The following is a 15,021-nucleotide window of genomic DNA, read 5'->3' on the forward strand; positions in this document are numbered from 1 at the left end:
CGCCTGCCTTCGCTGGAGCGCGTCGTCCTCGTGCCCTATGCGGGAACTGCGGCGGGAAATGCGGCGGGAACTGCGGCGGGAAATGCGGCGGAAAATGCGGCCGGCAGCGGGGAAAGCGTGGCGGTGAAGCAGGGCGTGTGGCTGGCCGATTTCCTTGCCCCATTCGCGGCTGAGCGTGAAATCTGCTTCGAGCGGCTGCCCTTCGACCATCCGCTCTACATCATGTATTCCTCGGGCACCACCGGCGTGCCCAAGTGCATCGTGCACTGCGCCGGCGGCGCGCTGCTGCAGCACCTCAAGGAGCACCAGTTGCAGGCCGATGTGAAGCCCGACGACCGCTTGTTCTATTTCACCACCTGCGGCTGGATGATGTGGAACTGGCTGGTGTCGGGCCTCGCCTCGGGCGCGACGCTGCTGCTCTATGACGGCTCGCCCTTCGTCGGCCGCGGCAGCATCCTGTTCGACTACGCCGACGCCGAAGGAATGACGCATTTCGGCACCTCGGCCAAGTTCATCGACGCCATCGCCAAGATCGACCTCAAGCCGCGCCAGACGCACAAGCTGGCACAGCTGCGCGCCATGTTCTCCACCGGCAGCCCGCTGGTGGCCGAAGGCTTCGACTACGTCTACGCCAACATCAAGCCGGAGCTGCAGCTTGCCTCGATCTCCGGCGGCACCGACATCATTTCCTGCTTCGTCCTCGGCAATCCCAACGGCCCCGTGTATCGCGGCGAGATCCAGTGCGCCGGCCTGGGCATGGCGGTCGATGTGTTCGACGACGCCGGCCGCCCGGTGCGCGGCGAAAAGGGCGAACTGGTGTGCACGCGCTCCTTCCCGGTGATGCCGATCGGCTTCTGGAATGACGCGGGCAACGCGAAATACCGCGCCGCCTATTTCGAGCGCTTTGCCAACGTCTGGTGCCACGGCGACTTCGCCGAACGCACACAACACGACGGCTTCATCATCTACGGCCGTTCGGATGCCACGCTGAACCCCGGCGGGGTGCGCATCGGCACCGCGGAAATCTATCGCCAGGTGGAAAAACTCAGCGAGGTCGTCGAATCGCTGGTGATCGGCCAGGACTGGCCGCCGGGCAACAGCGGCGACGTGCGCGTGGTGCTCTTCGTCAAGCTGCGCGAGGGTCTGGTGCACGACGAGGCGCTGGAAAGGCGCATCAAGCAGGTGATCCGCGACAACACCACGCCGCGCCACGTGCCGGCGAAGATCCTGCAGGTCGCCGACATTCCGCGCACCAAGAGCGGCAAGATCGTCGAACTGGCGGTGCGCAATGCGGTGCATGGCGCGGCCGTGAAGAACGTCGAGGCGCTGGCCAATCCCGAGGCACTCGACTATTTCCGCAATCGGAATGAACTGCTGAGCTGAGCGCTTCAGTCCTTTTTGGCGCTCGCCTCGAACTGGTCGACGCTCCAACTGGTCCCCAGTTCAGTGCCGGCGTGGTGGAGGTAGTGTGCTTGGCTTTACTCCAGCTTGCAGTCATATCTCCGTTGCGCTCAAGGGCTTCGTAGATTTCGCCCACCAAATCGTTGGAGACCATCTTGTGCGTTCACAGCTTGTGAAGAGGCCCATAAGCAACGGCCATTTCTCAATGTGAGGGACTTTCGGTGATCCATATTTTGGCCCACAATTGCCTTTTCCTCGAAGGCTGACTATCTCCCTTGTTCTTTCCCTGCACTGCTGCTCATCCCATGTTCCAGCCATGACTGACGTTGATCGATTGGCCGGTCAAGGCGGTAGTGGAAAACGCAGCGAGGAATACAGCGACTTCGGCGATGTCCGTGTCGGTGGTGAATTCGCCGTCCACTGTGCTCCGCAGGATTACGTCGCTGATCAGCTGCTCCTCGCCAATGCCCATGCGTGCCGCCAGTTCGGGAATCTGTTTTTCGACCAGAGGCGTACGCACGAAGCCGGGGCAGATCAGGTTGGCGCGCACGCCGTGTGCTGCGCCTTCCTTTGCCACGGTGCGGCACAGGCCCAGCAGTCCATGTTTGGCCACCACATACGGCCCCTTGCTCACCGAAGCCTCTTTGGAGTGCACTGAGCCCATCAGGATGATCGCGCCGCCGCGTCCCTGTCGGTACATATGGCGTAAGCACGCACGAGTGGTGAGAAAGCCACCGTCGAGATGTACTGCGAGGATGCGTTTCCAATTTTCGAAGGAGACGTCGGCGATGGTATCGAGATGCTGAAATCCGGCGTTGCTGACCAGAATATCGATGCCACCGAAGGCAGCCACCACGGCATCCACGCCGCGGCTCACCTGCCGCTCGTCGGTGACGTCCATCTGTACCGCGACAGCCTGACTGCCGCCTGAGCGCAGTTCCTCAACGACCTTCTCGGCCGCCGCAAGATCCAAATCGGCGACGCCGACCCGGGCGCCCTCCCGGGCGAAGGCGCGGGCGATCGCGGCGCCAATGCCGCTGGCCGCGCCGGTCACGATGGCTACCCGACTATCGAGGTGCATTTGAATCTCCAGGTGAGGTGGTACAAGTAAGAGCGCAAGCGCTGTGCCCAGGGTGGGTTTTGCTCACGTTTTCAAACTTCAGATTGCTCATGGCATCGTCGTCTGACCGATCACCGGCCCATGACCCGCGATCACGGCAGCAGGCACCGTCCCATTTCGCGGATAGCCCGACCGCTTTGTGGCGAGCAGGATGGTCAGCTCGTATCTCGCAGACAGTACCTACGCCACCTCGCGCGCGCGCAAGCCCAGTTTGGCCAGCAGCGCACGATCATCGACAGCGTCCGGGTTGCCGGTGGTCAGCAGCTTATCGCCGTAAAAAATCGAGTTGGCGCCGGCCAAAAAGCACATCGCCTGCACCGCTTCGCCCATCTGGCGGCGACCGGCCGACAGCCTCACGCGCGCCTTGGGCATCGTGACGCGCGCCACCGCAATGGTGCGCACGAATTCCAGCGGGTCGAGCGGCGCGAGGCCGTGCAGCGGCGTGCCTTCGACCTGCACCAGATGATTGATCGGCACCGATTCCGGGTACGGGTTCAAATTTGCCAGTTGCACAATCAGGCCTGCGCGCTGGACTCGCGATTCGCCCATGCCGACAATGCCGCCGCAGCAGACCTTGAGGCCGGCTTCACGCACCCGACCCAAGGTATCGAGCCGGTCCGAGTATTGACGGGTGGAAATGACGTTGTTATAGAACTCGGGCGCTGTGTCGAGGTTGTGGTTGTAGTAATCAAGTCCGGCGTTCTTCAGGCGCTGCGCCTGGTCATTCTTCAGCATGCCGAGCGTGGCGCAGGTTTCCAGGCCCAGCGCTTTCACCTTGCTCACCATTTCCTCGATCTTTTCCATGTCGCGATCCTTCGGCTCACGCCAAGCGGCGCCCATGCAGAAGCGGGTGGCACCGCTGTCGCGGGCGGCGCGCGCGGCTTCCAGCACTTCCTCGGTCGAGAGCAGCTTCTTCGCCACCACGCCAGTGTCGTAGCGCGCTGCCTGCGGACAGTAACCGCAGTCTTCTTCGCAGCCTCCCGTCTTGATCGACAGCAGCGTCGCCAGCTCTACCTCGGTCGGATCGAAATGGGCACGATGCGCCTGCTGCGCACGAAATATCAACTCGTTGAACGGCAGGTCGAATAGCGCCAGTACGTCCTCGACCGGCCAGGTTTGGGCGGCGATCGACGTCTCGGGCGCGACGGGCACCTGAAAAACCAGTGAATGCGTTTTCGTTACGTGCGGGGTTTCCAGTTCTGGTCGCGACATAAGTGTTTTCCTTTAGGCATGGTTACGTTTCTCGCAAAACAATTCGGCATCGGGTCCGGCAGGAGCCGTCAGCACCGATAGGTTGGCCATGTAGCCCGTGCAGAAATACAGAGCCCACGGCGCTTCAAGAAATGGCGCTAGGAACTCGGCGCAGCGTTCCTCCAACAGCGCATGCGCACGCGAATGGCCGGAAATCAGATGCGAGCCGCCGCTGCCGACGCCATAGCGCGCGGCGCCTTCGCACAGCGCTTCGACCAAGCGTGGATGCGAGGCTAGTCCGAGGTAGTCGTTGCTGCAGAATGCCTGCATGCGGCGACCATCGACCGTCATATCCGGTGCACAGGGGGTATGGGCGACGCGGCGACTGCGGCGCAGTCGTTTTGCATCCAGCTGTTGCAGCTCGTGTTCGAGGGGAGCGAGAAGTTCCATCCGCGGCACCCGGTCACTTGCCCGCGCGTCGAAACATTCGCGCATATCGACCCAGGTCGGGCGCTTGCATTGGCGGCGGCATGAATCCTGCCCCACGGTTACATTGATACACGTCTCTTGGCGCGTGAAGCGTTGCGGGTGATGCCGGCACTCGATTGCGCTGCAACCCTCTCTCCAGCAGACACGTCAACCGGTGACATCGTAGACGCTATTGTCGATGCAGCCTTCCGCAGGACGTCGACGAATCCCAAGCAGGTATCGATGCTTGCGCGGGACGAGGGTGCATGCATGGCAACTGCGGCAACGATTTCCCCTTTACGGCCGAACACCGGCACGGCTATTGCAACCGAATTGTCGAACAGCTCGGAGTCGTGGGTGCCAACTCCGGTCTTGCGCACTTTTTCGAGCTCAAGCTGAAGCGTTTCGAAACTGGTTATGGTCTTGGATGTGAAACGCTCATAAGGCTCGTCGCCCAAGGTGCGTTTCGCGTCGCCGACGCTCATCTGGCTCAGGAACAGTTTGCCGCTTGCGGTGCAGTGAAGAGGTACTCGGGTTCCCGGTTCCAGGTGCAACCGGAGCGGATGGCTGGTTTCGACCCTGTCGATGTAGAGGACCTGGTTTCCTTCAAGCAGGGTCAGGTTGCAGCACTCGCCGCATTTCGTTACGGCGTCTTCCAGTGCTCGATGCCATTGCACCCGCAGAGTGTTGCTGCGCCACATGTCGACGCCAAAGGAGATCAGTCGAGGTCCCGCCATATAGCGCTTGCCGGCAGGCTCCCGAAGCAGCAGATCGGCTTCCCTTAGCAAGTTGATGATCCGGAACACCGTTGGCTTGGGCAGTTTCAGTGCGGACGTGAGTTCGTCGAGCGACATCGGCCCCGATGCATTGACGATCGTTTCCAGCATTGAGAACGCGCGCAAAGCGATGGATTCGGTAGCATCAGATTTGGTGGACTGTGGCATCTTTAGTATTCCCAGAAGGTAGCCGTGACAAAAACCCGGAGTCTAAGGAGCAAGCAGAGCAAAACTGGTTGCACGATGAACTCAAGCGAACAACACACCCAGCGACACCATGAACATGAACGCCATCGTAAGCTGACGGAACCGTTGGTCTGAAAAACGCATGAAAATTCTGGAGCCCGCGATTACGCCTACGACGAACGGGCAGGCAAGAAGCGCAGCCTGTTGCAGGGTCGCCAAGGTGAGTAGCCCAGCAGTCATCAGCATTAAGAGACCAGCGCCGGAAATCACCATTACGTAGAGCGTCAAGTTGGCTCGCGTTACCGGCAAGGGATCCGGGCCCGACAGCAAATAGAGAATCACAGGCGGCGCGCCGATACTCGTCGCGCCCAGCATGATGCCGCTGAGCGCACCCAGGCCGGCAGAAGTCGTCAAGCGTGGTTCGCCTTTGAAGCGCCGTCCGGACAGCAAGGCGAGCGAGAACACGATTACCGTCGCCGCGATGAGTCGCCTCAAGGTCAAGGGGGTGGCCATATTCAGGAGCAGGCCACCCGCCGGTACCGTCAACACCGCGGCCGCGCAGATCGGGGAAATGACGCGCCAGCGCGCCAGCGCGAGTGCCGCAGGAAGCATGGGGGCTGCGGCGAAGGTCTCCAGCAGCACTGTCACCGGCACGGCAACGTGTGCGCCCATCAGCAGAGCAAGCGGCGGCGCCATCACCATTGAAGCGCCAAAGCCGGTAGTACCGCGCACGAGACCGCCGATAAGCGCGACCGGCAGCGTCCAGATAAGCAGATTGTCCATTTTGTCGAGCCACGCGGATCACTCCACCGCTCCCATTTCTTCGTTGATGAGCTCCCGCAGGTGATGCCGCAACGCAATAAAGTTGGGATCGTCTTCGTTGCGCGGGCGCGGCAGATCGACCATCAATATCTCCTTGATTCGGCCAGGGCGGCTCGAAAGGACGATGATGCGGTCCGAAAGGAGTATTGCCTCCTCGATGCTGTGGGTCACCAGCACCATCGTTTTACGAACGTCTGCGTCGGCCTGGGCCAGCAGACGTCCCATTTCCTGTTGCATGATCGCGCGGTTCTGTGCGTCCAGGGCAGCAAAAGGCTCGTCCATCAACAGAACTTCGGGGTCGACGGACAACGCCCGTGCAATGGAAACGCGTTGCTTCATTCCCCCCGACAACTGGTGCGGATAGCGCTTTTCGAATCCGGCGAGACCGACGAGGCGGATTTGCTTGTCGATCACCGATTGGCGCTTTTCCGTTGGTATTTGCTTCATTTCGAGGCCGAAGGAAATGTTCTGTTCAACCGTGAGCCACGGAAACAGGGCGTAATCCTGGAATACCATTGCGCGCGACCAGGAGGGGCGTCCCACAGTTTCTCCGTGCACCTTTATGTTCCCGGCCGTTGGCTGCTCGAATCCAGCCAACATGTTCAGTAGAGTTGTCTTGCCACAACCGCTGTGGCCGACGATCGAGCAGAACTCCTTGTCGGCGATATCGACGCTGATGTCGTCGAGGGCCAACACCGGCGCGTCCTTCGAACTGTGTCCAGGGTATATCTTGGTCACATTCCGTATATTGACTTCGCTCATTGCATACTCCTTGTTTAGTGATGCAATGACCGTGACCACGGCAACATGCGGTGGCTAATTTCGCGGATCAACAGGTCCAACGCAAGGCCGACCAGGCCGATCGTGATCATTCCGACGATGACGATATCGGTTCGCAGTAGCGTGCGTGCATCGTTAATCATAAAACCGAGGCCGGAACTGGCACCAACGAGTTCGGCGGCGACGAGTGCCATCCAGCCCACCCCCAGACCGATCCGTATGCCGGTAACAATCTGGGGTAGCGCCGCGTGAAGGACTACCCGGCGCAACACTGCGCCCTCTCCGGCACCGAGGCAACGCGCGGCTCGCACCAAATTCAACTCCACTCCCTTTACGCCTGTAATCGTATTCAGGAGAATGGGAAAGAATATCCCAAGAAATATGATGAACTGATTCTGCATGTCGCCTATGCCGAACCACAATATCGACAGCGGAATCCACGCCAGCGGAGGAATCGGCCGCAGGATTTCGACCAGAGAATCGAGTTGATCGTGGACCGGCTTCCACCAACCCATGGCAATGCCTATGGGAATCGCCGTCAAAGCCCAGGAAAAGGCGACAAACTCCCGGCTCAGCGAATCAAAAAGATGCCGAAACAATTCGCCCGTTGCCACCAAATCCCATGCCGCGATTGCTACTACCGTGGGCGCTGGCAGCAGCATTCTGGTGGTTTCGTCGAGCACCAACATGTTGATTAATTGCCAAGCGGCAAGCAACAGCACAGGAAGGGACAGTCGCTTCATGCGCGCCAGCAAGACTGCGCCGGCGCCGGGTGGTAACGGTAGCGTAACTGTCGAAGGAGACATGCCGGCGGGCCGAGGTGGTATATCGATAGATGATTTTCCCGAATTCGCGAGCTCGCGCACCATCGTATCAAGTTGACTCATATATTCCCCTCATTGTTGTGACTCGTTCCGCAAGGCCCTCACCAAGGCCGGCGTGGATCGGCCTTGGTGAGCCAGCGATCAGGGCTGGTGAGTTCGTCCACCGAAGGTCCAGGGCATCGTCAAATCTCCCGTTCCTGGAAATGGTTGTGGATCTTTGGTATTCAGGACGTTTATGTAATCAGGGTACGGTGGCTGATCGGGCCGTCCATTCCAGCCGGGTGGCAGGAACGGAGGTTCCTTGGGAATCGCCCAACCCAGCTTGGCGAAGGTCTTGCGCATGAATCGCTCGTCGACCGCGGCGGTAAAATCCGCTGCCTTGAGCGGTCGGGTGATGCGATTGGCCGCAAAGAGCCACTTGAATATGGGCTCATTAACCTTACCGTAAAACTCGCCATGCGGAAAAATGTGGGTCGGCTTGTACAAGTTGTTGTAGGCCTTCACCTGCTGCAGCAGTATCTCCTTCGAGTAGTTCTTCAGATTCGGATCCTCGATCATCAACGTGACGGCTTTCTCAGGATTGAGGCGCGTCCACAGCGTGGCCTCGGCAAAGGCGTCAGTGAAGGCCTGAACCACATCGGGCACGTTCTCAATCAGCTCGTTGCGCAGGTAAAACTGACCTTCGTATATGTTGTAGGGAAAGATGCTGTCGACGATACGGCCGTTTTTGCGCTCCTCCACCATCATTACCGGACTCGGATCCCATGACACGACTCCAGTGATACCACGCGGCATGCTCATTTGCTCACCCGGCGGCATGTTCTTCAGGATCACGTCCTCGCCAATCTTGATTCCGTTGATTTGCGCGCTCATCTGGAAATAGAATTCGGCCGACGACCCGGTTACCAGTCCGATCGTCGCCGGAGGCTTCTGGCCTTTAAGGTCTTTAATGGATTTGATTGGCGAGTCCTTGGGCACTACCAGCGCGTGCATCAGGTTGGGGCTCACGATCGCTATCGCCTTTACGGGAATATTGCGATCCACCAGCGTAGTAAATGGAAAGTTACCGCCGTTGCCGACTTGATAACGTCCCGAAATCAGTACTTCGTTGATCGCCGGTCCCGAAGCGAAAGCCGTCCATTTGGCGTCGACCCCGCGCTGTGCCAGGAGTCCCATACGGTTCATCACGATATTTACCGTGTTCTGTCCCGACCACGGCGCCTGGAAGGCGACCTGGATGGGCCACCAACCCTTGTTTTTCAGCCACTTCACTGATTCTTCCGACACCTTCTCGTATGGCGTCGGCCAACCCCACTCGGTTGCTCCCGCCGCAGCCTGCGCGCCCGTCACGCCCAGCAGCATGGCTGCAGCTGCTGTCGCAATGAGCTGGCGACGCATCGGACTATGAAGTTCCGAACGTCTCATGCTTTCTCCTTTGTTCATGCCGCCTCCTTCGTTGTTTTAGTGAGAAAAATCGTCATTGCCCCATCGCGACGTCAATCTCGATGGGCGCGCTTGACCTGTTTAGGACGTCAATGTGATTTCGGTGTCGCCATACTTGACCCTCGCCTGGCGCACATCGGTGCGCGACTCGATAAACCGCATCAACTCCATCAACGGAGTCGTACTGAATCGGTACGGCGCTGGTGCAACCTTCAATGGCTCGATCAGGCTGCGGTCATAGAAGGCCGCCAGCAGAAGATCCTCGTCAGAGGTCGACTCACCGAACTCTCGGCGCAGCTTGGGTAGGGCCGGCTCAAGATCGGCTGCCGCGCGAGCCGCCGCGAAGCCATTGTCATGGACCCCGGCTTTTGCCAAAAACTCTTCCGAGGGCGGAGCTGCCAGCCGGCCATAACAACCCATCGCGTACTTGCGCACCTCGTCTGGAACGGTCTTGTATCGTTCGCCCTGGACGATGTTCAGCACCGACTGCGTGATGATGTACTGTGCGAACGGACTAACCAGAATTGGGTAACCAAGATCCTTGCGAACGCGCGTGGCTTCTTCGAGAATCTCGGGCAAGCGATGTTCCATGCGCATGGCGGCAAGCTGTGAGCGCAGGTTGGAGATCATTCCGCCCGGCACCTGGTGCTCGTACAGTGCCGGGTCATAGGCTTGTACCTCGCCGCGAGGCCGGCCTTCGCGCTCGGCGAGTATGCCAAAATATCCACTCACGTCGGCTAGCGCCCGTCGATCGATACCTGTCGTGAAACCCATGGCACGCGCTCGATCGTCGATCTCTTCCGTTGCGGGATGTGAAGCTCCGTTCGCCAGGGGCTCCGACGCCGCATGGCCATAACGAAAGCCATTCAGCATGGCCACTTCATGTACCTGCGTTGCCAAGCCGGACTGGCAGTGCATGTGCAACTGCAAGGGAATGCCGTCCGCTGCGGCGACCACTGCCGGAAACAGCGTTTTCGCGCGCTCTGGCGTGAGCAGACCGGTAGGGTCCTTTACCGATATGAAGTCGGATCTCAGCGCCACCAGTTCACGGGTGCGCTCGACGTAATAGCTATCCGTATGCACCGGCGACAATGTATAGACCATCATCGCGTTCACCAGCATTCCTGCCTCGTGGGCCGAACGAACCGAAGATTCGATGTTTCGATTGTCGTTGAGCGCATCGTACACAGTGAGTACCTTCAGGCCCCGGCGGGCCAGCACCTTCGAATTGAGCTCAATGATGTCGTCTGGAAACAGTTCGAATGTATAGAGGCTCTGGCCGCGGGTGAGTCCGTCGCAAGGCGTGCGCAAACGGTCACAAAGCATACCGACCCGCTCCCACGGATTTTCTTGCAGGTAACGCACTTGTACGTCGAAAACGGCACCGCCGAGAATGTTGATGTACTCATAGCCGACATCGTCGATCCGCGAAAGAATAGGCGTCATTGACGAAGTCGTCATACGAGTCGACCACAGGCACTGGTGCGCGTCGCGCAACGTGACGTCGACCAGGCCGTAGTGCCGGTCGTCGCTAACGGTGGATTGCGAAGTGTTGGCCTTCATCGAGCGGACTCCTGAATGAACTGTTCGACGAAACGAGTGTGCACCGCGCCCTGCCGGAAGGTATCGCTGGCAAGCAACTGCGCGAGAAATGGCGCCGTGGTCGTGATGCCTTCAACGCGCAACTCCGCCAGTGCACGCTGCATGCGGGCCAGCGCCTCGTCGCGATCATTGCCCCAGCATATGAGCTTCGCAATCAGGGAGTCGTAGTTGGGCGGAACCGTGTATCCGGGATATGCGTGCGAATCGATGCGCACCCCTGGGCCGCCGGGAAAATGCAGCTCATCCAGTCGGCCGGGACTGGGAGCGAAGCCATTCCCGGGATCTTCGGCGTTGATACGGCATTCGATTGCGTGGCCGCGAATATGTATATCGTCCTGCCTTAAGCTGAGGCGCTCTCCGCTGGCAATACGGATCTGCTCCTTGACTATGTCTATGCCAGTCACGCATTCGGTAACCGGGTGCTCGACCTGTACCCGCGTGTTCATCTCCATAAAATAGAAACGTTTACTGGCCGGATCGACAATGCACTCGATCGTGCCTGCGCTTCTGTAGCCCACATGCCGGCACAGTCTCACCGCGGCCTCTCCCATCTCGGAGCGCATCGCCGCCGACAATCCGGGCGATGGGCTTTCCTCGACCAGCTTCTGATTGCGCCGTTGAGACGAGCAGTCGCGTTCGCCAAGATGCAGGACGTTGTCTCCATCCGAGAGGATCTGAATCTCGACATGGCGGATGTCGATAAGGTACTTTTCCACGTACATGGTGCCGTCGCCAAAGGCCGCTTTCGCTTCCCGGGACGCGGCCTCGAAATGCTCGGCGAGGCTGGCTTCCTGCTCGACGATACGCATGCCGCGCCCGCCCCCTCCGGCAACCGCCTTCAGAATCACCGGATAGCCTATCGTCCCCGCGACGGCCAGCGCGGCGTCCGCCGTCGCCACGGTGCCCGACGAGCCGGGCGTTATCGGCACGCCGGCCGCCAACGCCATGGCGCGGGCTGACGCCTTGTCCCCCATCATGGCGATCACATCGCCCGGCGGGCCGATGAAAACAAGACCTTGTTGCTCACAAAGATGCGCAAACGATGCGTTCTCCGACAAAAAGCCATAGCCGGGATGGATGGCATCGGCGTTAAACGCTTTGGCGGCTTCCACCACGATGTCGGCGCGCAGATAGCTCTCGCTTGATCGTGCCGTTCCGATGCATACGGAATAATCGGCGAGTTGCACGGCCATGGTCTGCCGATCGGCTTCCGAATAGACCTGCACAACCTCAATGCCAAGCTCGCGGCAGGCCCGCTGAATACGCACTGCGATTTCGCCGCGATTGGCGATGAGCACCCTGCGAATATGACGCGGCGGGAACTTCATGAAAGGATCCTCACCGGTCGGAGATGACAAAAAGTTCTTGGCCGTGCTCGACCATTTCGGCATCGGCGACCAATATTTCGGTAACGACTCCGTGGCACTCCGCCTTGACGGCACTCATTAGCTTCATTACTTCGACGATGCAGATCTGGTCGCCCGGAGATACCGATTGGCCCACGCTGACAAACGGTGCGGCCCCCGGTTCGGGCGAGTGATAAACCGTTCCGACCATCGGCGACCTGACCACCACTGAGCCTTCGCGCGATAACAACGACGGCAATACTTCGGTTGGTGCGCGCCCGAAAGACTCGGTTTCTTGGTCGTCAAGGTCATCAGCATTCCGCGGTGCCGAGGGCGCTGCGGGGACGGGTCGATTTGCCGATGTCGGCAGCGGTGATCCGCTCGTGCGTCGCAGTTCGACTTCGAGATTTCCCGTGCGCAAGCGAATCTCGTTGAAGTTTGACGATGACTTTACCAATTCGACGAGTTCCAGCACATCCTGGAAATCGATCTGTCCTTTGCTCACTTGATTGATCCTTTTCGAATAGGGTAAGCAGACTTGCATAAAATTTCGATAGTCGTAATAAATAGATCACTGAGTGGAATATTTACACAGATATCGGAAGTGTGCAATAAAATAACGAAATATTTTTGTACATAAATCGAAATATTCAGGCAGCGCTGCTGGTTCCGTAGTCCAACGATAAAGGAGTAGATATGAGCAAGCCCGTCATCATTACCGCGGCGATCACCGGCGCGATTCCTCGAAAGAAAGACACGCCGGCGGTGCCAGTGACACCGTCTGAGCAGATCGAATCGACCCACGAGGCTTTCGAGGCCGGGGCGACTCTGGTTCACATCCACGTCCGCGATTGCGATGAAAACCCGAGCTCCGATCCGGCCCTTTTTGCCCAGGTCCAGGAAGGAGTACGAAAATACTGCCCGGGAATGATCGTTCAGTTCTCGACCGGCGGCCGCGGACGCGACCAGGCGGCGCGTGCGTCGATGCTGTACCTGCGCCCGGATATGGCGTCCCTCGCTACAGGTTCCGTCAATTTCCCCAACGGCATATACGAGAATCCGCCCGATTTTGTCGACAGTCTCGCGAATGCCATGCTCGAGTTCGAGATCAAGCCCGAAATCGAGGTATTCGACCTGTCCATGTTGTACAGCGCTGCAAACCTCGCCAAGAAGGGGCTACTCAAGGGACCGCTACATGTGCAGTTCGTGCTTGGTATCGTCAATGCGCTGCCGGCGCGCCGAAGCGTTTTTGACTTCCTGCGCTCCGAACTGGCAGAGGTGCTTCCCGACGCGACTTGGGTAGCTGCGGGCACCGGACGTCATCAATGGGAAATAAACAAGTGGTGTCTTGAAGCCGGCGGCCATATCCGCACGGGCTTGGAGGACAACATCAAGTTTTCCCCGGAACGCTTGGCAACGAGCAATGCGGAACTGGTTCGAAAGCTTGTAGACGTCTGCGAAGAATACGGTCGTCGCCCCGCGACACCCGCCGAGGCCAGAGCCATACTGCAACTGCCTGCCGTATGAGTACGGATGCCGAAACCGTGATGAACGGGATTCCAGCGGATCCCATCTCGACACTCATGGCGAGTGCACGCGCCGCCCAGCATGTGGCCAACGGCTACGACCAGCAGCGTGTCGATGATCTCGTTGCCGCGGCGGGGTGGGCCATCATAGAGCCGGCGCGTAACAGGGAATTGGCCGAACTGGCGGTGGCGGATACCGGTATCGGTGATGTCGACGACAAGGTGCGCAAGAATGGCCGCAAAACGCTCGGGCTGCTGCGCGATCTCTCCGGTGCGAAATCCGTCGGCGTGATCGCCGAGGATCCAGTCCGCGGCATCATCGAAATAGCCCGCCCGGTAGGCGTGGTCTGCGCCATTACGCCATCCACGAACCCTGGGGCGACGCCTGCCAACAAGATCATCAACGCGCTCAAGGGGCGCAATGCGGTGATTGTCGCTCCGTCACCGAAGGGTTGGAGCACAGCCGATCGCTTGATCGGCTTCATCCACCAGCAGTTCGATCGGATCGGCGCGCCGCGCGATCTCGTACAGCTGCTGCCGGCGCCGGTGAGCAAGCAGTCGACCGCCGAGTTGATGCGCCGGTGCGATCTTGTCGTGGCGACCGGCTCACAGGCCAACGTGCGCGCGGCTTACGCCAGCGGTACGCCGGCCTTCGGCGTGGGTGCGGGCAACGTGGCTGGCATCGTCGATGAAACTGCCGATGTCGAGGCCGCGGCGGAGCGTGTATTGCGGTCGAAGACATTCGACAACGCCACAAGTTGTTCCTCGGAAAACAGCCTCGTGCTGGTCGCGGTGGTGCGCGACAAAATGCTCGCGGCGCTTGAGGCGCGCGGCGCGGTGCTGCTCGATGACACGCAGAAAAACATGCTGCGGCGGCTGATGTGGCCGCAGGGCAAGCTGTCGGCGGCAGTGACCGGGAAGTCGGCCAGGGTTATTGCCGAGAGTGCGGGTTTCGCCGAGATCGCCGCAGGCAGCCCGCGCATCCTGATGGTCAATGAGGAAGGATTCGGTCCCGACCATCCCTTTTCCGGCGAGAAACTGTGCCCGGTGCTTACGATCTACACGGCAGACGACTTTAACGACGCAACGCGCATTGTCGAGCGGATCTACGCCTGGCAGGGGGCCGGACACTCGGTCGGCTTGCACAGCGCCATGCCTGGGCGGGCGCTGCGACTCGGACTCGATCTGCCCGTCTCGCGCGTGATCCTCAATCAGGCGCACTGCATCGCCGCTGGGGGCAGCTTTGACAACGGCTTGCCATTCTCCTTGTCCATGGGTTGCGGCACATGGGGCGGCAACAACTTTTCAGACAACATGAATTACCGACACTACCTGAACATCACGCGCATATCTCGGCCGATCGCCGAGAATGTGCCTAGCGAGCGCCAGATCTTCGGCGCCTACTTTGACCGGTACGGTAAATCATGAACGCCGTGAGCCAAATAGTTCCAAGCCACTGAGGATTCCAATGGTCACCCTTTCCGCACCGATCTGGCAGCCCTCGCCGCAGCGTATCGCCGCCAGCCGCCTCAGCGC

General features: G+C 59.7%; 14 protein-coding genes. 3 read left to right on the plus strand and 11 right to left on the minus strand.

Annotation, left to right across the window (positions count from 1 at the left end):
- Positions 1–1,383: acetoacetate--CoA ligase (locus tag RMO95_RS22990; protein WP_310453028.1), on the plus strand; the 1,383-nt coding region annotated here is incomplete at its 5' end.
- A 316-nt stretch (positions 1,384–1,699) separates the two neighbouring features.
- Here the strand turns inward: RMO95_RS22990 and RMO95_RS22995 are convergent.
- The 11 genes from RMO95_RS22995 to accB form a co-directional block, all read right to left on the minus strand.
- Positions 1,700–2,482, minus strand: a complete 783-nt coding sequence (locus RMO95_RS22995) for a 3-hydroxybutyrate dehydrogenase (RefSeq protein WP_310453029.1) — start codon at positions 2,480–2,482, stop codon at positions 1,700–1,702.
- A gap of 219 nt (positions 2,483–2,701) precedes the next feature.
- Positions 2,702–3,733 (minus strand): biotin synthase BioB, encoded by a 1,032-nt coding sequence (bioB, locus tag RMO95_RS23000; protein WP_310453030.1) that lies wholly within the window; start codon positions 3,731–3,733, stop codon positions 2,702–2,704.
- Between the two features lie 12 nt (positions 3,734–3,745).
- Positions 3,746–4,207: an aminotransferase class I/II-fold pyridoxal phosphate-dependent enzyme gene (locus RMO95_RS23005; RefSeq protein WP_310453031.1), complete on the minus strand. Its 462-nt coding sequence runs from the start codon at positions 4,205–4,207 to the stop codon at positions 3,746–3,748.
- Positions 4,208–4,260: 53 nt separating this feature from the next.
- On the minus strand, positions 4,261–5,124 hold the full coding sequence (locus RMO95_RS23010) for an IclR family transcriptional regulator (protein ID WP_310453032.1): 864 nt from the start codon (positions 5,122–5,124) through the stop codon (positions 4,261–4,263).
- 81 nt (positions 5,125–5,205) lie between these two features.
- On the minus strand, positions 5,206–5,925 hold the full coding sequence (locus RMO95_RS23015; protein ID WP_310453033.1) for a sulfite exporter TauE/SafE family protein: 720 nt from the start codon (positions 5,923–5,925) through the stop codon (positions 5,206–5,208).
- 18 nt (positions 5,926–5,943) lie between these two features.
- Positions 5,944–6,726, minus strand: coding sequence for an ABC transporter ATP-binding protein (locus RMO95_RS23020; protein ID WP_310453034.1), 783 nt, complete (start codon positions 6,724–6,726; stop codon positions 5,944–5,946).
- A gap of 14 nt (positions 6,727–6,740) precedes the next feature.
- Positions 6,741–7,631: an ABC transporter permease gene (locus RMO95_RS23025; protein WP_310453035.1), complete on the minus strand. Its 891-nt coding sequence runs from the start codon at positions 7,629–7,631 to the stop codon at positions 6,741–6,743.
- Between the two features lie 78 nt (positions 7,632–7,709).
- Complete coding sequence (locus RMO95_RS23030; RefSeq protein WP_310453036.1) at positions 7,710–9,011, minus strand: ABC transporter substrate-binding protein; 1,302 nt, start codon at positions 9,009–9,011, stop codon at positions 7,710–7,712.
- A gap of 81 nt (positions 9,012–9,092) precedes the next feature.
- The gene (locus tag RMO95_RS23035; RefSeq protein ID WP_310453037.1) at positions 9,093–10,574 is read right to left on the minus strand and encodes a pyruvate carboxylase subunit B; all 1,482 of its coding nucleotides are present in this window, start codon (positions 10,572–10,574) and stop codon (positions 9,093–9,095) included.
- The gene (accC, locus tag RMO95_RS23040) at positions 10,571–11,941 is read right to left on the minus strand and encodes an acetyl-CoA carboxylase biotin carboxylase subunit (protein WP_310453038.1); all 1,371 of its coding nucleotides are present in this window, start codon (positions 11,939–11,941) and stop codon (positions 10,571–10,573) included. Before accC ends, RMO95_RS23035 begins: the two co-directional genes overlap by 4 nt.
- 10 nt (positions 11,942–11,951) lie before the next feature.
- Complete coding sequence (accB, locus tag RMO95_RS23045) at positions 11,952–12,464, minus strand: acetyl-CoA carboxylase biotin carboxyl carrier protein (protein ID WP_310453039.1); 513 nt, start codon at positions 12,462–12,464, stop codon at positions 11,952–11,954.
- 191 nt (positions 12,465–12,655) lie between these two features.
- Here accB and RMO95_RS23050 point away from each other — a divergent pair, with 191 nt between their 5' ends.
- Together RMO95_RS23050 and sauS are read left to right on the plus strand one after the other, a co-directional pair.
- Positions 12,656–13,486 (plus strand): 3-keto-5-aminohexanoate cleavage protein, encoded by an 831-nt coding sequence (locus RMO95_RS23050; protein WP_310453040.1) that lies wholly within the window; start codon positions 12,656–12,658, stop codon positions 13,484–13,486.
- Positions 13,483–14,913, plus strand: coding sequence for an acylating sulfoacetaldehyde dehydrogenase (sauS, locus tag RMO95_RS23055; RefSeq protein ID WP_310453041.1), 1,431 nt, complete (start codon positions 13,483–13,485; stop codon positions 14,911–14,913). The genes RMO95_RS23050 and sauS overlap by 4 nt, the downstream gene beginning before the upstream one ends.
- Positions 14,914–15,021: the final 108 nt, after the last annotated feature.

The sequence above is a fragment of the Sulfuritalea sp. genome (assembly GCF_031426875.1).
In the GTDB taxonomy this organism is placed as follows: Bacteria; Pseudomonadota; Gammaproteobacteria; order Burkholderiales; family Rhodocyclaceae; genus Sulfuritalea.